The sequence below is a fragment of the Zobellia russellii genome (assembly GCF_018728565.1).
Lineage (GTDB): Bacteria > Bacteroidota > Bacteroidia > Flavobacteriales > Flavobacteriaceae > Zobellia > Zobellia russellii.
Genome location: NZ_JACSOI010000001.1, coordinates 775690 through 800084, shown reverse-complemented (window position 1 = coordinate 800084; position 24395 = coordinate 775690). Strand labels below are relative to the sequence as shown.

At 39.3% G+C, this 24395-nt stretch carries 15 protein-coding genes; 6 read left to right on the top strand and 9 right to left on the bottom strand.

The window, feature by feature from the left end:
• Positions 1–37: 37 nt before the first annotated feature.
• Positions 38–397, bottom strand: a complete 360-nt coding sequence (locus H9565_RS03365; protein WP_215437485.1) for a YraN family protein — start codon at positions 395–397, stop codon at positions 38–40.
• Between the two features lie 195 nt (positions 398–592).
• Here H9565_RS03365 and H9565_RS03360 point away from each other — a divergent pair, with 195 nt between their 5' ends.
• On the top strand, positions 593–2086 hold the full coding sequence (locus H9565_RS03360; RefSeq protein WP_215437482.1) for a DUF1800 domain-containing protein: 1494 nt from the start codon (positions 593–595) through the stop codon (positions 2084–2086).
• A gap of 10 nt (positions 2087–2096) precedes the next feature.
• Complete coding sequence (locus H9565_RS03355; protein WP_215437479.1) at positions 2097–3809, top strand: DUF1501 domain-containing protein; 1713 nt, start codon at positions 2097–2099, stop codon at positions 3807–3809.
• 81 nt (positions 3810–3890) lie between these two features.
• Here the strand turns inward: H9565_RS03355 and H9565_RS03350 are convergent, their stop codons facing one another.
• On the bottom strand, positions 3891–4064 hold the full coding sequence (locus tag H9565_RS03350) for a hypothetical protein (RefSeq protein ID WP_215437476.1): 174 nt from the start codon (positions 4062–4064) through the stop codon (positions 3891–3893).
• Between the two features lie 190 nt (positions 4065–4254).
• On the opposite strand from H9565_RS03350, the gene metG reads away from it, so the two are divergent.
• The gene (metG, locus tag H9565_RS03345) at positions 4255–6333 is read left to right on the top strand and encodes a methionine--tRNA ligase (RefSeq protein ID WP_215437473.1); all 2079 of its coding nucleotides are present in this window, start codon (positions 4255–4257) and stop codon (positions 6331–6333) included.
• 62 nt (positions 6334–6395) lie between these two features.
• On the top strand, positions 6396–8522 hold the full coding sequence (locus tag H9565_RS03340) for a Tex family protein (protein ID WP_215437470.1): 2127 nt from the start codon (positions 6396–6398) through the stop codon (positions 8520–8522).
• 29 nt (positions 8523–8551) lie between these two features.
• Here the strand turns inward: H9565_RS03340 and H9565_RS03335 are convergent, their stop codons facing one another.
• Complete coding sequence (locus H9565_RS03335; RefSeq protein ID WP_215437468.1) at positions 8552–9175, bottom strand: HPP family protein; 624 nt, start codon at positions 9173–9175, stop codon at positions 8552–8554.
• 542 nt (positions 9176–9717) lie between these two features.
• Here H9565_RS03335 and H9565_RS03330 point away from each other — a divergent pair.
• Positions 9718–10620 carry a histone deacetylase family protein gene (locus H9565_RS03330; protein ID WP_215437466.1) on the top strand — a complete coding sequence of 301 codons (903 nt, stop codon included), beginning with the start codon at positions 9718–9720 and terminating at the stop codon, positions 10618–10620.
• Between the two features lie 166 nt (positions 10621–10786).
• Positions 10787–11620 carry a phosphatase PAP2 family protein gene (locus H9565_RS03325; RefSeq protein WP_215437464.1) on the top strand — a complete coding sequence of 278 codons (834 nt, stop codon included), beginning with the start codon at positions 10787–10789 and terminating at the stop codon, positions 11618–11620.
• Here the strand turns inward: H9565_RS03325 and H9565_RS03320 are convergent.
• The 6 genes from H9565_RS03320 to H9565_RS03295 all read right to left on the bottom strand — a co-directional run bounded on the left by H9565_RS03320 (position 11617) and on the right by H9565_RS03295 (position 24395).
• Positions 11617–13266 (bottom strand): solute:sodium symporter family transporter, encoded by a 1650-nt coding sequence (locus tag H9565_RS03320; RefSeq protein ID WP_215437462.1) that lies wholly within the window; start codon positions 13264–13266, stop codon positions 11617–11619. The genes H9565_RS03325 and H9565_RS03320 overlap by 4 nt on opposite strands.
• Positions 13267–13311: 45 nt before the next feature.
• Positions 13312–13869: a sugar O-acetyltransferase gene (locus tag H9565_RS03315; RefSeq protein ID WP_215437459.1), complete on the bottom strand. Its 558-nt coding sequence runs from the start codon at positions 13867–13869 to the stop codon at positions 13312–13314.
• A gap of 10 nt (positions 13870–13879) precedes the next feature.
• Positions 13880–15631 (bottom strand): glycoside hydrolase family 36 protein, encoded by a 1752-nt coding sequence (locus tag H9565_RS03310; protein WP_215437456.1) that lies wholly within the window; start codon positions 15629–15631, stop codon positions 13880–13882.
• Between the two features lie 418 nt (positions 15632–16049).
• Positions 16050–17366 carry a vanadium-dependent haloperoxidase gene (locus tag H9565_RS03305; protein ID WP_215437455.1) on the bottom strand — a complete coding sequence of 439 codons (1317 nt, stop codon included), beginning with the start codon at positions 17364–17366 and terminating at the stop codon, positions 16050–16052.
• Positions 17350–20862 (bottom strand): VCBS repeat-containing protein, encoded by a 3513-nt coding sequence (locus H9565_RS03300; protein ID WP_215437452.1) that lies wholly within the window; start codon positions 20860–20862, stop codon positions 17350–17352. The genes H9565_RS03305 and H9565_RS03300 overlap by 17 nt, the downstream gene beginning before the upstream one ends.
• Positions 20859–24395 (bottom strand): VCBS repeat-containing protein, encoded by a 3537-nt coding sequence (locus tag H9565_RS03295; RefSeq protein WP_215437449.1) that lies wholly within the window; start codon positions 24393–24395, stop codon positions 20859–20861. The genes H9565_RS03300 and H9565_RS03295 overlap by 4 nt, the downstream gene beginning before the upstream one ends.

Here is a 24395-nt window from a genome sequence, read left to right as displayed (position 1 = left end):
TGGGAAGTATCCCATGGTTTTAGATTTTGGAAAAACATTAAAAATGGTAAAAAGCACTTTCCAAATGTTCAATTTTAAAGATTTTACTGTTCTTTAAAATGGTAATTACATCAAAACGAACCTCTACATCTAGGTCATTTTCAACAATGTAGTTATCCGCAGCGGCAACGAGCAACTTTATTTTTTTAGGGGTTATCGTTTCCGCTATTGGTATAATTTGGTCGTTACTACGGGCACGCACCTCAACTATGGCCAATACATTTTCCTTTTGGGCTATTATATCAATTTCCGCTTTTAAATAACGATAATTTTTATAGAGGATATCATATCCGTTCTCAAGCAGAAAGTCGGCAGCCAATTTCTCCCCTTCTTTGCCAAATTCATTATGTTTTCCCATAAAACCACCTGTAAATCTTAATAAAACGTGTTATTCGTCGAAAAGTCGCGTATAACAACATCAAAAATTGGATTGCGTTCGTAAATGAAGCAACAGTACATCGAAAATACCAGAAAAGACATACTATCCAAAATCTTTGTGCGTTAAGAACTAGCCCCAAACACATGAAACGGTTCTTTAAAGCCTACGAAAATTATGGAATATTTTGTTAACTGTAATACGGCGCCATTGGCACCGTATACAACTCCCTTAGACAGAAATAGGGCGGCTCATCTGTACAGAAGACTCGGTTTTAGTGCCTCTACAGAAACTATTGACCAAGCCGTTGGTTCTACAGCAGAGACCATAGTAAACACCCTAATGAACCAAGCGCAGAGCGCAGCACTTATTCCACCGCCCGAATGGGCAGATTGGAACGGTAGTAACTATCCAGAAGACGACACCCAAAGAAATCAGTTAAAACGAACCCAGGAAACAGATTTTAGTTTGGCCTATGCCAAAGACTTACTGAACAACAACCTGCGTGATCGTATGAGCTTCTTTTGGAGCAACCATTTTGTTACCGAACTGGACATCTATGAATGTACCCCTTATCTATATTACTACGTAAACTGTTTGCAACGTAATGCCCTTGGCAATTTTAAAACGTTCGTGAGTGAAATTGGACTTACGGATGCCATGCTTTATTATTTAGATGGAGTTTACAACAACGGTTACAACCCCAATGAAAACTATGCCCGTGAACTTTATGAGCTTTTTACCCTTGGGGAAGGAAACAATTATACCGAAGAAGATATTATAGAAACCGCACGTGCCCTCTCCGGTTACGTAGAACGTGGTGAAATGGGTTGTGAAAAGGTTACTTTTGATGCGGAACGCCATGATTCCGACAGTAAAACGATTTTTGGACAGGCGGGCAATTGGGGATACGACGATGTTATTGATATCCTATTTGAACAACGGCCTAATGAAATAGCGGAATTTATATGCAGAAAATTATACGAGTTTTTCGTGCACCCGGACTCACAGGACAATGCAGGTAACGCCCAGACTATAATTTCCGGCATGGCAACAACTTTTATTGCCAATGATTTTGAAATTGCTCCAGTACTTTCCCAATTATTTAAAAGTCAACATTTCTTTGATGATGAAGCTATCGGGGTAATTATTAAAAGTCCTTTCGATTTTTATTTCAACTTACTAAAAGAAAGTAGTTTTAGTTATGATGATACGGTTCTAGCCAGTCTTATAAACTATAGCGGACTCCTTAGTCAGCGTATGTTTGACCCCTTTGATGTGGCCGGTTGGCAACGAAACCGTTCTTGGATCAACACCAATTTTATGATTGGCCGGTGGTTGACCATAGAAACTATCCTGGAAGATTTCTTTAATGCCGATGATGAGCAGTTCAGAGCCTTGGGGCTCTCCATATCCGGTAATGACGGACTCACCAGTAACAACCCTGATATTGTAGCCAGACCAATTATAGATTTTATTCTTCCAAAAGGCCTGTTGAACGAATCTGAATACGAAAAGGCATACACTATTTTTAGAAGTGACATCCAACCGCAATATTATGAGGGAGGAAGCACACCAACTTGGACTTTGGCCACGGCAATGGAAGGGCCAACCCAAGTATATCTACTCTTACAATATTTAGCCAGACAACCTGAATTTCAACTAAAGTAAACCTACTACTATGTGCGACAATCATCATAATCATCCCCATAAAGGCATAGAACACGACGGTCATGACCAAGAACATAAAACTTGGAGCAGACGTTCATTTTTACAGGCACTGGGCATTGCCGGTTCAGGTTCAATGATGCTGGGCAGTAACTTGCTTACCGCTTCTGCGCCATCACCGTTAACATCGGCCATAGCAAATGCGGAAACGGATAAAATTTTAATCTTGATTAGGCTTTCCGGTGGTAACGACGGCCTTAGCACGGTTATTCCCATTGAACAATTTGATTCGTACGCCAACGCAAGGCCAAATATCTATATTCCAGAAAGTAAGGTTTTAAAACTTACAGATGAATTTGGTGTACCTTCCTATATGAAATCTTTAGAACCCATGTGGGGAGAAGGTCAGTTTAAGGCGGTTCATGGTGTAGGCTACGAAGGCCAGAGTCTATCTCATTTTACGGGATCCGATGTTTTTGCAAATACCGATCTAACCTCAACAGGTTTTAGCGGACTGAATACAGGTTGGATGGGAAGGCATTTTGAGGAATGTTACCCAGATTATCTAATTTCTCCCCCACCCGCTCCGGCGGCCATCCAAATTGGTCAGTTTGGCAGTTTGGTTTTTCAGGGAGACGAAACCAACTATGCATTTGTTACTTCAAATGTGGAACAACTAGAGGAGATAGCAGAATCTGGTGTTCGCTACGGTCTTGAGCAGGAACTATTTAACGACTGTATGTATGGCGACCAATTGAAATTTTTGAGAGGTGTAGCCAATACCACATATGAATATTCAGGTGTAATACATGACGCTTGGTCACGAGGCCAAAACCAAGTAGAATATCAAAAAAACAGCTTTGCTAGGCAGTTGGCCCTTTTAGCTAGGTTGATAAAAGGAAATTTAGGTACAAAAGTCTATATGATTTCCATGGGTGGTTTTGACACACACGGTAATCAACCTTTAGCCCATGAACGCCTAATGAGCACCCTATCTATTGCCATTGATAATTTTTATGAAGATTTGGCTTATACGGAACAGGATGATAACGTTCTTAGTATGACCTTCTCCGAATTTGGAAGGCGTATTTTTGAAAATGGTTCCAATGGTACCGACCATGGCAAGGCCGCACCAACACTTTTTTTTGGTCCCGGTCTACAAGGCAGCGCCTTTGTTGGCGAGCACCCTACGCTAGACAATCCGGATGGAAGAGGTAACTTGGAATACACTATGGATTTTAGAGACCTATATGCCACGGTTTTGGCAGAATGGCTCTGTGTGCCTATACCGTTAGTAGAACAACATTTATTGGGGCATACCTATGCTCCGGTAAATCTAGGATTTAATTGTAGCGGCACGGATTTTCCGGACATTGTATATAGCGATGGGGAACCAACCATACCAACATCTCCGGATGGTGGATTAACGGACAAACCGGTAATTCCTAATAGGGAAGAATTAAATGCCATAGTCCATAAACCGTTCTATCCTTCGGAAAACACACCGCATATCTACCTAGAAATGCCCGTTACGGCACATGTAGACATCCAGCTTTTTAATATTATTGGACAAAAAGTAGGAACCATTAGCAACGCTATTATGTCCGAGGGAGTAAATGAGATAAACATTAAAGAAAACATTCCCGGGCATTTGGCCGCAGGCAAATACATTTACCGCATTCAAGTGCAGCAGCATAAAATGAGCAAATCGGTTATGGTAGCATAACCATTTGCAAATTCAACTTATTAAAAAACCTTCGCTATGAAATTATCATCGCGAAGGTTTCTTATATCCAATAAATTTTTATCAAGCAAGCTTAGATTTATTCTTGGTCTTGAAAGATAGTTCTTTTGAGATGCGGGAAGCTTTGTTTTTGTACAGACGGGTTACGTCCTCAGTATCCACTTCACTTTTTATCGATTCAATACTCTTTTTAATTTTTTCTAGGTTCTTGAAATTCTGGGGGTTAATTGTACTCATAGTTAATAGTTTAAGTTAATGCTTATTAATAAAACCAAATAGTCAGGAAATTAGTATACATCTTCGGCAAACCGCACAGCTACATCACTCCTGCCCAAAATCATTGTTTTTAACCTCACTATTTTCATTCTACATTCCGCTTGTGTAATGCAGTGCAAAATCAGTACTTTTGCACCCTAATTCATAATCAATGGCCCAGAAGCTAACACAACCAGAGAGATATACAATTACAGCCGCTTTGCCTTATACAAATGGCCCAATACATATTGGTCATTTGGCAGGTGTTTATGTGCCCGCAGATATTTATGCACGTTACTTACGTTTAAACGGAAACGATGTTGCCTTTGTTTGCGGTAGTGACGAGCACGGTGTAGCTATCTCTATGAAGGCGAAAAAAGAAGGTATTACGCCAAAAGAGGTCATTGACAAGTATGATGGTATTATCCGTAAATCTTTTGAAGATTTTGGGGTTACATTTGATAATTATTCACGTACCTCAAGGGAAATTCACCATAAAACGGCTTCTGACTTTTTTGTGAAGCTATACGAGCAAGGAGATTTTATTGAAGAAACCACGGCTCAGCTTTATGATGAAGAGGCGAAACAGTTTTTAGCAGATCGATTTGTAGTGGGCACTTGCCCTAAGTGTGGGCATGAAGAAGCCTATGGAGACCAATGTGAAAATTGCGGTTCTACTCTGAACGCAACCGATCTTATCAATCCAAAATCTACCATTACCGGTACCGTACCAACCACCAAAGAAACCAAACACTGGTTCTTACCGTTGGACCGTTATGAGGACTTTTTGAAAGAATGGATTTTGGAAGGCCATAAATCCGATTGGAAACCCAATGTATACGGACAATGTAAAAGTTGGATAGATGACGGACTAAAACCACGTGCCGTAACCAGAGATTTGGATTGGGGTATTCCCGTACCTGTTGAAGGTGGTGAGGGCAAAGTGCTTTACGTTTGGTTTGATGCGCCCATAGGCTACATTTCCTCTACTAAAGAATGGGCCGAACGAGAAGGCAAAGACTGGGAGCCGTACTGGAAAGATGAAAACACCAAACTGGTTCATTTTATAGGAAAGGACAACATAGTTTTTCACTGTATTATCTTCCCTGCTATTCTAAAAGCCCACGGCGGTTATATTTTACCTGAAAATGTACCTGCCAACGAATTCCTAAATTTAGAAGGTAACAAACTTTCTACTTCCAAGAACTGGGCGGTATGGTTGCATGAATATTTAGAGGAATTCCCTGACATGCAGGATGTACTTAGGTACACTTTGACCGCGAATGCTCCCGAAACCAAGGATAACGATTTTACATGGAAAGATTTCCAAGCCAGGAACAACAATGAGTTGGTTGCCATTTTTGGAAACTTTATTAACCGTGTAGTGGTCTTGACCAATAAATATTATGAAGGCATTGTTCCAACTCCTTCCGAATTTACGGATGTAGACAAAGAAACTTTGGAACAACTACAAAAATACCCTGAAATTATTTCCAGTTCCATTGAGCGGTACCGTTTTAGGGAAGCCGGCCAAGAATTGATGAACCTGGCACGCCTAGGAAATAAGTACCTGGCGGATGAAGAACCGTGGAAAGTAATTAAGCAAGATGAGGAACGTGTAAAAACAATTATGTTCGTTGCGCTTCAGATCGCCACGGGCCTATCCGTATTAAGTGAACCATTTTTACCCTTTACTTCGGAAAAACTTAAAAATATATTAGCCGTTAATTCGGAAGAAGCCGCTTCTTCTTGGGCCGAAGTTTCAACCAAAGAAACTTTACTCCCTGCCGACCATAAAATAAATAAGGCCGAACTACTTTTTAGAAAAATAGAAGACAGCGAAATACAAGCTCAGTTAGATAAATTGGAAGCCACTAAAAAGGCTAACGAAAACGCGAACAAAGAACTTATGCCACAAAAAGACACCATTACTTTTGACGACTTTACAAAATTAGACATGCGCGTTGGCACCATTGTAGAGGCCGAAAAAATGCCAAAAGCCAAAAAGTTGTTGGTATTAAAAGTAGATACCGGTCTAGATACCAGAACTATTGTTTCCGGTATTGCGGAGAGTTTTACGCCAGAAGAAATTGTTGGTAAGAAAGTAACCGTTCTCATCAACTTGGCACCACGTGCATTGCGCGGTGTAGAAAGTGAAGGTATGATTCTTATGACCGAAAACGAAGAGGGCAAATTAGTTTTTGTAAACCCAGATGAAGAGGGTGTTGGTAATGGGGAAGGGATAAGCTAGAACTTTTTCCACTCTTCATTTTACATTGCACTAACTATTTAAACATTGGTTACTAAGGGCCTATGCAACTCATTTCCTATATATCCAAGCACACTCAACTCCCGCAAAAGAGTATTGAGAATACTGTAGAACTTCTTAATGAAGACTGTACCGTACCTTTTATTTCTAGATATAGAAAAGAAAAAACGGGCAATCTAGACGAGGTAGAGATTGGAAATATAGTGCAGTTTAAAACCCAATTTGAAGCACTTGAAAAGCGAAAAACCGCTATTCTAAAGGCCATTGAGGAACAAAGTGGGCTAACAGACGAACTCCGGCATAAGATTGAACAGACTGATGACCTCGTTTCCTTGGAAGACCTTTACCTTCCTTTTAAGAAAAAACGAAAGACCAAAGCTGAAACCGCCCGTAAAAACGGACTAGAGCCGTTGGCGAAAATCATAATGGCCCAAAACCATGGTGATATAGAATCGGCTGCGAATCAATACACCAATAGTGAAGTTGCCAATGCAGATGAAGCTTTGGAAGGAGCCAGACACATTATTTCGGAATGGATCAATGAACGCATTTCTGTTCGTAATCTGGTAAGAAATCAGTTAGAGCGTAGTGCCATGATCGTCACAAAGGTTATCTCAACCAAGAAGGATGACGAAAAAGCCCAGAAATTCCGTGATTATTTTGATTGGAGCGAAGCTTTAAAAAAATGCCCATCTCACCGTTTATTAGCTATTTTGCGTGCCGAAAACGAAGGCTTTATACGTGTTAAAATTGAAATTGATTCGGATGAAATGCTCAGACGTATTGAAGACCGAGTTATAAAATCCAACAATTCCTGTACGTCTCAAATAGAAATGGCCGTTGCCGACGCGTACAAACGCCTACTTTATCCTTCTTTATCAAACGAGATACTTAAAAATGCCAAGGAGAAAGCAGATGAAGATGCTATAAAGGTATTTTCTAAAAACCTAAAACAATTGTTGTTAGGGGCTCCTTTGGGAGAAAAACGGATTTTAGCAATAGACCCTGGTTTTAGAACCGGTTGCAAAGTGGTTTGTTTGAGTGCTCAAGGCGATTTGGAACATAATGAGACTATCTATCCGCATGCACCTCAAAACAAAAGTACAGAAGCCATAAAAAAAATAAGTTCGCTCTGTGACGCCTATAAAATTGAAGCCATTGCAATTGGTAACGGAACCGCTTCCCGTGAAACGGAACAACTGGTGAAGCACATCCATTTTAAAAATCCGATTGAGGTTTTTGTAGTTAGTGAAGCTGGAGCATCTATTTATTCCGCCTCAAAAATTGCGCGAGAAGAGTTCCCAAATTACGATGTTACCGTAAGAGGTTCTGTATCCATAGGAAGACGACTGGCAGACCCATTGGCCGAACTTGTAAAAATAGATGCGAAATCTATTGGTGTGGGCCAGTATCAACATGATGTGGAACAAGGTAAATTACAAACTTCTCTGGATAGCGTGGTGGAGAGTTGCGTAAATTCGGTTGGTGTAAATATCAATACCGCTAGTGTTCCTCTTCTTAGTTATGTATCCGGTATTGGACCAAAATTGGCCGAAAACATTGTAAACTATAGAAATGAAAACGGAGCTTTTAAAAGTAGAACGGAAATTAAAAAAGTACCTCGCTTAGGAGGTAAGGCTTTTGAACAGGGAGCTGCTTTTCTCAGGATAAAAGATGCCAAAAATCCTTTGGACGATTCTGCCGTACACCCGGAAAGTTATAGTATCGTTACAAAAATAGCTAAGGACAAAGGTGTTCCCGTAACCAAATTGATTGGAAACAGCAGCATCTTACAAACTATAAAGTTAGAGTCCTATTGCACTGAAACTATCGGGTTACCCACACTAAAGGATATTGTAGAGGAGCTTGAAAAACCAGGACTTGACCGTCGGGAGAAAGCTAAGGTTTTTACCTTTGATCAAAACATAAAGTCCATTACGGATTTAAGAGAAGGTCAATTGTTACCGGGTATTGTCAATAACATTACCAATTTTGGCTGTTTTGTAGATATAGGCATAAAAGAAAGCGGACTCATTCACGTATCCAACCTAGCGGATACCTTTGTTAAGGATGTTAACGAACATGTTAGCCTACAACAACAAATCATTGTTAAAGTGCTACAGGTTGATGTTCCGCGCAAGCGTATTCAACTTAAATTACATAAAAAGTAGGGACGTTCTAAAAGACAAGTAGCACATTTTTACGTAGCATAAGGCTTGTTTCTTTTATGAGCTAATTTCTTTATGGCATGTGCCAGCCTGCCGTTTGCAGGGTATCTTCTATGTTTTGTAATGTTATTAAAAACAAGGGCTGTAACAAAGAGAATTACCGTACCCATTAAAACAGGTGAAACTACATAAAAATAACCCAAGGATTTAATTTTTGCAGTACCTATGACAGCAATTAGAGCCGTGGCACCACCTGGCGGATGCAAAGTTTTAGTTACCTGCATAACTACAATAGAGGTAGCAACGGCCAATGGTGCAGTTAACCAAATTACATCTGGCAAAAGCTTGTACACCGTAACACCAATGAATGCAGATAACAATTGCCCTCCAATAAAATTACGAGGCTGCGCCAACGGACTTTCAATAGCTCCGTAAATCAATACGCTAGAGGCACCAAAAGAACCGATCAAGAGTACATTTTCTAGTTTAGGCAGGTAAAAAGACTGCAAAAGGGCAATAAGACCAATACCCATAAACGCACCAAGAAAAGACCAAAATTGCTCTTTAAAATCTACTAAGGTTTCTTTATAGATTACATATTTTGAAATACGTGCCCTGCGGTTAATTTTTCTACTTAGTTCACTTCCTGTTTTCATTGCAAATGCTTCTTTTTACAATTCAATTTCTTTTCAATTCCACTAAGAACCGGCAAAGATATAGGAACGAAAAACACAAACAAAAATAAAACTCTATTTATCCTATCTTTTTTATAGGGTTAAATTCAAAAGACAACTATTCAGAAATAATACACTTAATCTCAACACATTAAAATTTGATGTTTTTTGAACTTGGAGTATGAATTTTAACTTTTCAATCTTATTTAGATTTATTTAAAATAGTTACATTTGCCCATATTTAGAATTTAAGCGGGTGTCAAAGAAAAAGAAATCGTCTAAGAAGAAAGACAAAAAAAAGGCAAAACCAGAGTTGCTTCAACAACGTCTGGAGAAGGTTCTATCTTGCGACACTAAACTTAAAAGCAAGTGCTGTAAAAAGTACAAAAAGAACGAAAGCAAAAGATGTGGCAAATGTCCGTGCTTTGACCTTCTTAAAAAAGTAGCGTAACCAACCGTCCACCTTCCATTTTATCAACTATCCATTTTCTAGTTCCTGAAAAGCTTATAGCTATATTTGTGGTATGCTAAAAATAGCGCACCATCCTATTTACAGACATTCCTTACCAGAAGGGCACCGTTTTCCAATGCTTAAATATGAATTGCTTCCCAAGCAACTGCTACACGAAGGTACCTGCACACCAGAGAACTTTTTTGAACCGGAAATACCCAATGACAAATACATTGTAGCCGTTCACGACCCTGAATATTTCTATGATTTACTCAACATTAAAATTCCACCTAGACAGGCAAGAAAAATTGGGTTTCCTCTTACGGAAGATTTGGTAGAGCGTGAACGCATCATTGCAGACGGCACAATGAAAGGTTGTTTATATGCCTTAGAAAACGGTATAGCGATGAACATTGCGGGCGGAACCCACCATGCCTATTCCGATCACGGTGAAGCTTTTTGTATGCTGAATGACCAGGCTATTGGGGCAAGATATCTACAGCAGGAAAAATTGGCAAAAAAAATACTCATTATTGATTTGGACGTACACCAAGGTAACGGTACTGCCGAGATTTTTCAGAACGACACCTCGGTTTTTACGTTTTCTATGCACGGAGAAAGCAATTATCCTTTCAAAAAAGAAAATTCGGATTTAGATATCGCCTTACCCAAAAACACGAATGATAATGATTATCTGTTAATCTTAAAGGAAAACTTACCCAAACTTATTTCTAAAGAAAGACCTGATTTTATTTTTTATCTCTGCGGTGTAGATGTTATAGGCTCGGACAAATTGGGAACATTGGCCCTAAGTATGGAAGGATGCAAAAAACGGGATTCTCTAGTATTGGAAATTTGCCATCATTTGCAAATACCCGTACAATGCAGCATGGGTGGTGGTTATTCCCCGGACATCAAAACTATTGTAGAGGCTCACGCCAATACTTTTCGCCTAGCTCAGGAAATCTATTTTTAAAGTTTAGGCTCAATTATTTATGATTCCCGGCAATACTCTTACTATCCATTTATTTTGTAAATTAACTGAAAGTAACCTCTAAATACAGCCAAACCGCACAATCCTATCTATTTTTTCATTTTCAAAGGCTGAAACTTTAAAGAATACGTCTAGTTTTGCAATTATTATGAAAAAGACCTTAGCCTTACTCCTTACCATCTTTACGATGGGTTCCTATGCCCAGGACTCAATTGTTCCTGTACCTGAAAAAAGGTGGGATATGTTCAAGTATGATTTTGTAAACATGTTTAAAGGCGTGGGTTACTCCTACTCCAGACCTTTTCACTGGAAAGGGCAACAATGGGCACAATTTGGCGGTGTAGTAGCAGGCACAGGTGCCGTTTACCTTTTGGATGATGATACTTCTCAATTTATACAAAGACAAAAAGAAAGTGTACCCCATATTATTAGGGAATACGGCGAACTTTACGGAAGTCCCGAGAACAATTACCTGGCAACTTCCGGGGTTTATTTAGCTGGATTGATAACAAAAAACGAAAAATTACGTCGTACCGGAGTACTCTTAATATCATCGGCCACCTCGGCCGGTTTTTTACAGCAAGTATTAAAATCTGCGGTAGGACGGGCACGGCCGGTAGCCGAAAAGGGAAAGGACACTTTTGACCCCTTCAACTCGAACAGAAACTACCATTCTTTCCCCTCAGGACACGCCTTATTGGCCTTTACAAACGCGTATGCGATTGGAAAGCAATTTAAAAGTCCGTGGGTAAAAGCAGGTATTTATACACTAGGAGCCGTACCAGGCATTTCTAGAATTTGGGATGGCCAACATTGGTTAAGTGATTTTGTATTTGCCGTAGCAATCAGTGTAGCCACGGTAGAATCTATAGACCGTTACCTAGATAGAAAATACAACGAAAAATACAATGACCAGGCCAAGAAAATGAGCTGGAACCTTAATTTTGGCCCCGGAACTTTAGGAGTGGTTCTTCAGTTTTAAAATATTAAATACGTACTAAGAACCAAGACCGTTATGGCCGCCCCTACAACAAAGGCATATTTCCAAGGTTCAACACTTACAGCATCGGTAGTCATTGGTTTATAATCCGTTTCCCTTGGATAAAGTTTACCAATTACCAGCATAATTATAATGTTCAAGACAAACAAAATGGCCATTACATGCAAAAAGTGCGGATAAGCTTCCGCTTGTATCACACTCAACGCTTTGGCATCCGTTATTCCGTTCTGTGCTGCTTCCGCTAATGCGCTATCCACATAATAAGGCTTAATAACAAACTGGCTTATAGAATACAAAACAACGCCTGAAATCACCCCTATTTTAGCCGCTATGGCCGGAACCCGTTTGGTAAAGAAACCTATTACGATAACCGTTAAAATGGGAATGCTATAACAACCGTTCGCTTCTTGCAACCAGGCGAAAAGTCCTTGAGGCGCATTGGCAATCAATGGCGCTACGCACATACCCAAGATACCCAAAACAAGACCAAATGTTTTACCTGCTTTTACGGTTTCTACCTCTGTGGCATCTTTCTTAAAATATTGACGATACAAATCAAACCCGAACAAGGTGGCACTACTGTTCAAAAGGCTATTGAAGGAGCTGAGAATTGCACCAAATAGTACTGCGGCAAAGAGGCCAGTAAATGCAGCTGGAAGCACCGTAGCAACCAGTTTTGGATAGGCTTGGTCCGGATTATCAAGATTCCCCTCAAAAATATGCCACGCTATAATACCCGGAAGAACTACAATTATGGGTATTAAAAACTTTACTAAAGCAGCAAGTATAACCCCTTTTTGACCTTCCTTTAAATTTTTAGCCCCAAAAACACGTTGCAAAATCACTTGGTTGGTTCCCCAATAAAACATCTGCACGAGCATCATTCCCGTAAAAATGGTCCCAAAAGGAATGGAAGCATCCACATCTCCCTTTACATTAAATTTTTCAGGGTGACTGTTCCAAAGCATGCTCAATCCCTCAGAAATACTTCCATCGCCAATAGCCATTAATCCAAACACAGGAATGAGAAGACCACCTATCAAAAGCCCTATAGAGTTGATAAGGTCAGAAACCGCAACCGCTTTTAATCCTCCAAAGATTGCATATATAATACCGATGATACCAATACTCCACACACAAATCCACAAGGTAACCGTACTTGAAAGTCCAAGAAGACTAGGCAAATCAAACATTGTACTAAACGCCAACGAACCGGAATACAATACCGAGGGAATAACTACAATAACATAACCTGATAAAAATAAAGCCGTGAGAATAGCTTTTGTACCGTGATCGAACCTATCCTCAACAAATTGTGGAATAGTGGTTATACCGCCCCTCATGTACCTGGGAAGCAGGAACACAGCTGTTATAATCATGGCAATTGCCGCCAAAGTCTCCCATGCCATCACCAATACACCTTCGGTAAACGCTTGTCCATTAAGCCCTACAATCTGTTCTGCGGAAAGATTGGTCAAAAGCAAAGAACCGGCAATTGTAATTGCCCCTAAGCTTCTACCTGCCAAAAAGTACCCATCGGCAGATTTTTCATTAGTGCTTCTTGTAGCGTACCAAGCAATGAACGCTACTAAGAGTGTAAAACCTACAAAAGAGACAATTGAGAGCATGAATTTGAAATTTTAAATTGATATTGAACAAAAGTTACAAGGGCACTAGTTATCAATTTTCTTTAGTACGCGACACGGATTACCTACGGCCACAACATTATCCGGAATATTCTTTACAACCACACTTCCAGAACCTATAACACTATTATTACCAATAGTAACCCCAGGATTAACGATTACTCCGCCACCAATCCAGACATTGTCTCCAATATGAATTGGTTTTGCATATTCTATACCAGAATTTCGGGCTTCAAATTCCAAGGGATGCGTAGCGGTAAGTAACCTTACCCCCGGTGCAATCATTACATTTTTACCTATGTAAACCGGCGCGGCGTCTAAAATAATACAATCAAAGTTAGCGTAAGAATTTTCTCCCCAGTAAATATTGAACCCGTAATCACAAGTAAAACGGTTTTCTATGTAGAAATTCTTGCCCGTTTCGGCAAATAGTTCTTTGAAAAAATGCTTGCGCTGCCGCTCCTTATCCATTGGTATGGCCTCAATTTCACGCATTAGTCTACGTGCATTTAACCTACCTTTTACCAACTCCTTATCATGTGGATTATAGGGTTGACCAGCAATCATTTTTTCCTTTTCGGTCATTTGAATTCAATTATATTTTCTCGGTCCTGATGATTCCGCAAGCTGGAACTTGAACCTCAAGTACTCCTTTCGAAAATACTACATTATCTTCCCTAATTAAATTTCCTTGGCAATCATAAATTTTGCAACGGTAAGCGCCCGAATCTTTTGTGCTCCGGATGACAATATGGTCCGCTATTTGACCATTTAAAATATCCATACTCTTATATTCTTCATTAAACTCTACAACCCACGCGTCATAAACTCCTATAATTGCATGTCCATCTTTAGACACACGCTTTGTTGGGTAGTTGGCGAGAGGTTTTGAGGGAAGGAAATTACCATTCATGAGAACATCGGCATTTTCATTCCAATACTTTGTATAAAAACCAATCATATTTACATACTCTTTTGGTGTTTCACTCAGCATAATAGAGAGCTGAGGCACACCAAAAAGTGTATTAATTACTTGTAATGCGGCAATTTCCAAGGGTTCGTCCGCATGCCATGTAACCATATCCGAATGAACAGCGGTATTACCAGCAAGCATACGTATATCCGCTATTCGCAGTCGGTTCATGGTAGCATCTCCAGGGCAATCAAAAGCGCGGAACATGTTTCCATATTTACGCATTGCAGGTCCCGTGTATTTTTGTCTAAACTCAATAAAAATTTCAGAGTTTATAGCTGTCAACGCCTCCTTTACATCGGTCAACAGGCGATCTACAGCATCATTTATTGAAGTATAGTCTGCATCCGGTCCTAGTTGGGTAGGCGTGTCCTTATAAAATCTGAAGTCATCTATAAAATCTAGTTTAAAACCATCTAGATTCCAGTCTTTGGCCGCGCTTGAATAGATATCTATTAAATACTGTCTTACATCTGGATAGCGTGGATCAAAAACTGGTGCCCATCTATGGTCTTCCGTCAAGAATTTGCCTTTAAAGCGTTTAAACGCTTTTGACTTTTCCCCACAAAAAGGAACAGAGTACCAAAGGGCTACCTTCATACCTGTTTTATGCACATTCCTGACAAATTCTGCCATTTCGGGAATACGGTCCGGTTTCCAATCTCCGGTAAAATCATAACCTCTATTCGAATCGAACGTTTGCCATCCATCATCTATAATAATGGCCTCATAACCTAAATCTTTGGCCAGTTTGCACTCCTTAAGTAGTAGGTCTACTTCAAGATTTTGATGAAATTGGTACCAAGTGGAGTACAATGGTTTTTTTGCAATATCGGGAACATAGGCAGGTTTCAACTCGTCAAACGTCTCCCACCATGAGGAAACCGCTTTCAAACTTTCAGAGAAATGCTGATTCTGATTATCCAATCGCAATTGCACCTTAAAGTTTTTTATGGGGTAATGTTGCTCCGTAAAAAAGGTGATATGACAGTAAAAACAATTGTCCTCTTCCCTTAAACGCGCATTCATCTCCAATTTGTTGATTGCATTGGAACAAGCAAAGGTTAGGATATTCTCGTCACTGTTACCAAAAAGTGAAATGACAGGAGAGTCAATAGAAATTCTAGACTCCATATTATCCAACTCCCAGTCTGCCTGAATACGCTTGTTAAAATCAGTTGTTGGCTTCCATACCCCTTTTACATTAATCGCTGGAACCTTCCACTGCAGGGTTATTGGTTCAGGAATTCGCTCCTCGTTACTTGATACTTCAAAATTGTAAATGACCGTACCGTCTTGATCGTATATTTTTTCTAGAGTGGTTTGAAAATTATCATCCGCTCCAATAGTATCTATCTTGGGGCCGTCGGTCATTAGAGTCGTGTTTGAAGTCATCTATTTATATATTGTAATAAAAAATTAGTGTTTAATTAAATTCTACCAACTCTAAAGTCGTGTAGGAAAACGTAATATAATTTCAAATATTGTGCTATGATATTCTATGCTACTAATCAAATATACAGTGTATTGTAAAAACTGCAAAAATAATTTGAGCGTATCAGCTCATTAATGCCAATTTTAAATACGTTTAACCAATAAAAAATGAAAAAAGTTTACCTAATTCTAATGAAAATTGTCTCAATCAATAAATTTTCATAACGTAAAAACCTTTGAAAGATACATATAATCTATTTATAAAATAAGATATTTCCTTCAATTAACGTGGTCTATGGAGTTTCCCGCAGTTTTATATCCTTCTAAAAATCAAAACAAAATACCCTCTTACTAATTCTTACTTTAATTGCTGAACAACAAAATTACCTATGGCTTTTCCTTGTTGTACACCAAGCTCAATTGCAGGCCTATAATGAATTCCACCATACAATCGGCTTATTGCTGCCTCTTCCGCTGCCTGCCAAAATGATTGAAAACTTCTTGGCGGAAGACCGTATGGCACTTCTGTAGCATCAACAAAAGCATAATCCTCACCAAACAACTGTGTAAGCGCAGTTGCTGCTGCACTAGATGCCACACTATGACCCGAAGTATGTTCAGGAAAAGCTGGAGTTTGTAAAATAGGTTCCCAATCTTGATCTATATAATTATTGATATAAGTTTCCGGCCTAGTTAAACTGCTCTTGTACTTTTGATCCCAACAACTTATAAAAGCATCCGCAATGGTCACCCCAACTAAAGACATGGTTTCTGCAGACTCAACTACACCTGCCTTTTGCTCTTCTAAAACTTGGGCGGCAATATGCATCCAATGCCCACCAGGTGATATTTGTTGCTGAAAATACATTACGTGCCCCTTGGTATGCGATATATTTGGATTACAATCCCAAAACTTGGCAACCTCTAGTTGCTTGTCATCTAGTTGATTGACCGTACTATATACTTCCATGGCCTCTTTATAAAATTTAGAGTCCTTTTCTACATCAAAGGACGTGGGCAACCCTGGATCAAACTGACCAGCAGATTGCAAAACAAAGGGCCTTATGGTATTCCAATGTGGCTCTATAGCCTCCATATAATCGGGCGGAGTAGGTCGCCATCGGCCAGCATCCTCACTTACAGAGTATCTAGGGAGCGCCGTGCGACGCAAGTATCCATCTTTTGCAGCCCAGGCCAATATTTCCGCTGCCAATTGTTCCCCAAAAGACACCGAGTTTTCATAGACCTCTTCATCAATACCAATTTCTCTAACCTCCTTGAGCAGCTCACTTTTAATCGCCTCTACCTTGTCCAAATCAAACACCAAAGATTTACCTACGTTTAAAAATGAAACCGCAGACACCAAAGGATAATAATACTGCTTACTTGGCTCAGGCTCAGATAATTTTCCCAAATCATTAAGCTTAGATGCCAAAGACTTTTTTGAAGGTTCCATAAACCGAATTCCCTCATATGCGGCAACATTGGAATATGCGTATATTCTACTCGCTACTGGAGGTGTAAAAATATCGGCAACTATAACATCTGTAAGCTGGCGGTTATATTTTGACAACCCTCCTTCAAAATAAGTATCCAAATCTTCTTGATTATGCTTGGTACCACATGACACCAACAACACAATACATATTATGACGCTACTACTTAATTTCTTCATCTAAATACACCGTTTTTGTATTTCCATTTGAATCTATAACTTTTATTTCCTGAATGTTTTCATTTACGGACATACTTCTACTGTTCTGCGATAAATACCCTGAACCAAAATAAAACTCTTTCTTATAGTTCTTACCGTTCTTTAGCCTTATTTCCGCAAACGCAACATTGTCTTCTATTCTTACCCATTTTCTATTAGGAACATCATTAACTTGGAAAACTTTTAACCTTGTATCGTTATTAGCTGCCAATATATTCTGAACCCCATCACCTCTTTTAATTGAAACCAAGCCGCTTCCATCCAAGTCGTTTAAAAATCCGCTTTCTTGTACAGAGACATTTTCAAAAGTACCTTGACCATTTCCTTTTAACAATGCACCTATAAAGGCATCATACCTACCTGTAGCAGCTTCCGTAGCATACGAATTACCAGTCATGAGTACATCCAAATTTCCATCTCCGTCAAAATCATCAACAGCAATCCCCTCAACAGGTGCCGTTTGCACCTCAAATGGAAGTTGGCTCAAACTAAATCTGCCATCTCCCATATTCTCAAGATAACTACTGGCAAAAGTATGACTCTTTACTACGTAAGACTCTTCTAACTCTTCGGGCAGAAATGATTTCTCAAAACTAGTTTCCGCATATGATCTATAGGTTTTAAACCTACTTCTCATAGCATTGACTTGACCAATAATCTCATCACGCGAGTGGGCCAAATGATTTTCACCATCAATATAGTAGCACATTATAGGGTCTATACGGCCATCCTTATCATAATCATTAGCATAAATACAAAGAGGTTCCTCGGAAGAGACCTTATATTTACTATTGAGTCCTAAATTGCCCAAAATATAATCCGTATCTCCGTCTTGGTCAAAATCGCCACCGTTGATGCTATTCCACCAGCCTTCGGTTTTTGCCAATCCGATTGTTTCTTTTTGCATGACCAATTTGCCCTTTTCATTATGAAAAATAGTGATAGGCATAAATTCACCAACCACTAAAAGATCCGTCCAGCCATCATTATCATAATCTGTCCATATACCAGATGTAACCATGGTGAGTTCTTCCCAGCCAACTATCTCATTGCCAACATCTACAAACTTAAAACCCCCGTCTTCTGATGACTGGTTTTCAAGCAAATAACTACGCGATGGCATTGGGTATTTGCCAGGATCCAATCTGCCCCCAACGAATAAATCCAAATCCCCATCCTTATCAAAGTCACTTGCAACAACACATGAACCACTTGCACTAATTTTAGGCAGTGCATCAGAGAGTAAAAAGCTTCCTTTACCATCGTTCATGTAAAGCCTATCTTGATATACCTCGTCACCCATTTCTGCACTTACACCCCCACTTACTAGATAAAGGTCTTTGTAACCATCCCCATTAGCATCAAATAACAAAACACCCATATCTTCAAGGTTGGCATCAAAACCCTCTTTGGACACGAAATCTCCATCTTTATTTTGCAAAAACAGCTCCCCTGGTTGACCTTTTGCCCCACCTACATAAAAGTCCTCTAAACCGTCTCCATTAACATCTGCAACAGCAATGCCCGGTCCGTTTCGTGAGTGCATGTGCGGTAAAATTGGCTGTAATTTAAAATCAACAAAATCATCTTCATGATGCGTAAAGTCAATACTCAGACTATCCGTTACATCAGAGAACAATTGCTTTTCAACTTTCTTTTTTAGGGGACTATCTTTAGAAGCCTTAGACTGCCATAACGTTAAAAGCGTATCAACAACCTGATTATTCACAACCTGATACGTACCATTAGGCCACCATACTTCAACACTGCTTATTTTTTTGGCTTTTCCCAGTCCAAAATGTACGGTAGGGTCTACACTAGATTCATACCCCCTACTTAAGTAATGTTGGTAATACTGTTCCGAATCTTCTGTTGTTACTTTTAGTTTTGCGCCTATTCCTTGAAGATTGCCTTGATGACCCTCCAGTTTAACACGTAAATAATGATTTATCTCTTTAGAGTTACCCTCATTTTCATACACGAAAGCTGGTTGATCCATATTATTTACCAATAGGTCAAGATCACCATCATTATCCAAATCAGCATAAGCTGCACCATGGGAACAACTGGCCTTATCTATGCCCCAAGCAGCGGATACCTTTTCAAACGTCATATCCCCATTATTCCGGTAAGCATAGTTTGGTAAATCTGCCATAGGCAGTTCACTAATTGACTTTAATTTTAAGTCTATTTTTGCGTCCACATCACCTAAAGGTGTATCGTATGCTTTTTGATAATGGATATAATCCAAGTCTCCCAAATCTCTTAAAAAACCGTTAGTAACATATAAGTCTTTACGACCATCATTGTCGTAATCGGCCAAAAGTGGGCTCCAGCTCCAATCTGTGCTACTAATTCCCGCCATAAAACCAATTTCACTGAACCTATCCATACCTTGATTCAACTGAAGGGTATTACGACTATATTGGGCATTGTAACCTGCATTCAGCATAATTTGAAATCGATCATAACCCGTTGAGGAAATAATCATTTTTTGCCTTAAATTATCTTCGGGACGCATATCCAACACCATAATATCGGGGTCACCATTGTTATCTACATCTGCAACATCATTACCCATTCCGGCATAAGAAGTATGCTTGATCTGTTCGGTAATTGCATCTTTGAACGTACCGTCTTTTTGATTGATATAGAGAATATCATTCCCAATAAAATCATTAGAGATATAAATATCCGGCCAGTCGTCTCCATTTATATCAGAAACCCCAACACCAAGTCCATACCCTTCAACTAAAATTCCGGCGTCTGCAGAAACATCTTCAAACTTGCCATTACCCAAATTCCTATACAAACGGTCATTACTTACGGATTGACCATCAAGCTCTCGCGGTTTACTCACATTTACATTATATTCATAAGCTGCGGGATTTACCAGCAAATACATGTCTAAATCATTGTCTCTATCATAGTCAAAAAAAGCAGCATGCATGCTTTGACGCGTATCAGCTAGGCCGTATTCCTCAGCCTTTTCGGTAAATGTCATATCGCCATTATTAATGAAAAGCATATTGGCCCTTTCCGATACCGTAGCACTTCCAGAAACACAGACATAGATATCTAAAAATCCATCTTGATTAATATCAACCATACTCACTCCCGTACCCCAACGCGTGTTAAGTAGCCCTGCTTTTTCCGTAATATCCTCAAATTGCATGTTTCCTTTATTTAGGTATAACCTACCAGAAACCATATTACCGCTAAAATAAACATCAGTAAGGCCATCATTATCTATATCACCCACTGCCACACCGGCACCGGTATATACATTCATAAATTCAAACACATTTATACTGTCATTTTCAGTAATCGTATTCTGAAAATCTATTCCCGTTTGAGAGGCATCCAGCAAACGAAAACGATGCGATTTGTTCTCACCACAACTTATAAAAAGAAGAATGAGACCTAACGCCAACAAACTGGGTTTCAAATTCTTCATAGGTCGTTTAAAATTTCGGTTTCAGTACCGTCAAAATTTTTAACCTTAACTGAAACTGCTGAATTGGGAATACTCAAAATGCGACTTCCACTAGAAAGGTAACCTTCTCCATAGTGAAATTCAATTTTTTGTTTTTGACCATTTTCAAAGGTCAATAAAGCTGAAATTTCTCCCGGCCTTGGCTGATATACTTTATTTTTTACAGGTCGATAAAAGCTTTTTAAACTATCATTATTTACTCCGGCTACAATTATTTCTTTACCAGGAGCAGTTAGACCAACCAAGCTTTTTCCATCTCCATCAACCAAAAAACCACTTTGTGATACATTGGCTTTGCTAAAACCTCCTTTGCCATTACCCATCAACAACCAACCAATTGAAGCATCATACCTGCCCGAGAATACCTCGCCACTGTAAAAATTACCAACAGCAAGTATATCAAGATTTTGGTCATTATTGTAATCTCCAACCCATACCCCATACACAGGTGCAATTTGAGCTATCCTCGGTAATTGCAAAAGCTTGAACTTTCCATTACCTAAATTCTCTAGATAAGAGTTGGCAAATGTTTCGCTTCGTACCACATAGGCATTTTCTATTTCCTCCTCTAAAAAAGATTCTTCAAAAGTAGCATTGGCATAGTCCGTAAAAGTCCTAAAACGCGAACGCATAGCGTTGATCTGACTAATTAAATCGTTTCTGGAGTGTGCCACGTAATTCTTTCCATCAACAAAATGACACATAACGGGATCTATTTGTCCGTTCTTATCATAATCACTTGCGTAGATACACAAAGGTTCCTTAAAACTAGCTCTGAACTTGCTATTAAGACCAAGGTTGCCCAATATATAATCTGTATCTCCATCATTATCAAAATCACCCGAAGTTATACTGTTCCACCAACCATTGGTATGCGCAAGACCCGTTTCTTCTGTTACCTCAGACAATATTCCTTTGTTGTTCCGAAAAAAGCGTAGGGCCATAAATTCTCCTACAACAATTAAATCTTCCCAATCATCATTATTAAAATCTGTCCACAGGGCCGAAGTTACCATACCCAAATCCTTGAGTACCGAACTGACAGACTGCGAATCCTTACTGAATTTTATACCACTGGCATTACTACTATTTTTTAAGAGGAAGCTTTCAGGAGGTAACGGATATTCTCCCGGCCTTACCCTACCCCCAACAAAAAGGTCTAAATCTCCATCTTTATCGTAATCGGACGCGGTAACAACAGATCCACTAACAGGCATATTTGGTAATGATTTATATAACCTAAAATTGCCTTGTCCATCATTCTCATAGAACCGGTCTTGATACCTCTTGTCTCCTATAGGAAAAGAGGAGCCTCCACTCACCACATATAAATCTTGATCACCATCATTGTCAGCATCAAAAAACAGAGCACCCATATCCTCATTATCTGTTTCACCAAACTCCTTCGTATCAAAAGAACCGTCTTGCCTTTGAAGCATTAATGCTCCTGCTTGACCCGTAGCACCGCCCACGTACATATCTTCTAGCCCATCACCATTAACATCACCCACGGCAAGTCCAGGCCCGTTTTTTGAATGCATGTGGGGTAAAAGTGCCTGAACCTTAAAATCTACAAATTCGTTCTCTACATGTAACCGATCAAGACCTATACTATCTGCTGATTGAAACAATGTTTTAGGTGTAGAAATTTTTGAAATATGCTTTGCTTCATTTGCATTTTCATAGACCAATACCAACTCTTGATTAGTAGTTATACCTTCAAGCTTTTGAACTTTACCATTAGGCCAAACTACTTTAACACTATCTAATACCTTAGACTGCCCAACCCCGAAATGTAAAGCCTGTTCTACGGTAGACAAATAACCGCGATAAGGAGTAAAGTATTTTTTCTGTACACTATCTGCATAAAAAATTTCGACTTGACTTCCCAAGGCTTGTTGGTTCTTTTGAGCTCCTTTAAACTTAAATCTAATGTATCTGTTTTCTTCTGATGAGATAGTGTTTTCATACAAACCTGCCGGGTCATCAATATTGTTCATGACCAAGTCCAAATCACCGTCGTTATCTAAATCCGCATAGGCCATTCCATTGGAATACGTGGCTTTATCAAAACCAACTTTTAGGGATGTATCTTTAAAAGTTAGGCCTCCTAGGTTCTTAAAAAAGTAATTATTCTCCTTTATACCTGGTAACTTATTGAGCTCCTCAATGCGTTTTTTACGATTGGCCTCTTCCGTACCCATAGTAAGCACTCTATCTCCGTAGACCATAAAATCAAGATTAGTGATATCTTGACGGTATCCGTTAGTAATACATAGGTCATTAAGTCCATCCTGATCAAAATCTGCGAACAAAGCGCTCCAACTCCATTCCGTAGCATCTATTCCTGCCAATTGCCCTACTTCACTAAAAGAACCATTACCGTTATTCAGTTGCAAAGTATTTCTAATATACTGTGGTTGATAGCCGTAATCTTGTCTAGTTCTAAATTGATCGTAATTATTACCCATCATAGTAAGTTTCCATCGTTTGTTATCCGGGGGAAGCATATCTAACACTACAACATCCATATTACCATCATTATCAATATCGGCAATATCATTACCCATACCATTAAATGTAAGGTGCTTAAAATAGGTAGCTATTTCATTTTTAAACGTTCCATCTTTTTGATTAACATAAAGCAAATCATCCGTTAGAAAGTCATTGGAGACATATATATCTGGCCAACCGTCTGAATTAATATCGCATACCTCTACACCTAAACCATACCCTTCTATGGAAATTCCGGAATCTAACGAAACATCGGTAAAAACAGGATTACCGGGAATTACTTCCCCACTATCATTCCTGTAAAGCCTATCCACGGAGGGCACTTTATCTGCATTATCCTTAGGTTTTGCCGTGTTCCTATTGAAATCTACAAGTGCATTGTTCAAAAGATACATATCCAGATCACCGTCACCGTCATAATCAAAAAAGACCGACTGTACAGAATAGCTGGCATCTGCCAACCCCCATTTCTCTGCTTCTTGGGTAAAAGTTAACTTCCCATCTTTTATACCATTGTTTACAAATAGCAAATTGGTCTTATCCGCGTCTTTAGCTCCTCTTGGACCTGCCCTACAAACATAGATATCAGGATAGCCGTCTTGGTTGATATCAACTATTGCTACCCCATTTGACCAGTGTGTAGAACCTACATTGGCCGTTTCTGTAATATCTTTAAACTTAAAATCCCCTAGATTACGATACAGACGGTTACTTACCATATTTCCCGTAAAATAGATATCCTGTAGACCATCTAAATCAAAGTCGGCTACGGCAACACCAGCCCCGTTATACATGTATTCAAAATCAAGTATGGTAAGGGAATCTGTTAATGTTAAAGCATTCTGAAAACCAAGTCCCGATTCAGAAGGTTCTATTTCCCGAAAAAGCGTTCGGTTCTTTTGAGCACATGATATAAACACCCATACCACGCACGAAAAGAGAATACAATAGAACCGGCCTATTTTATACGTAGTGAACAT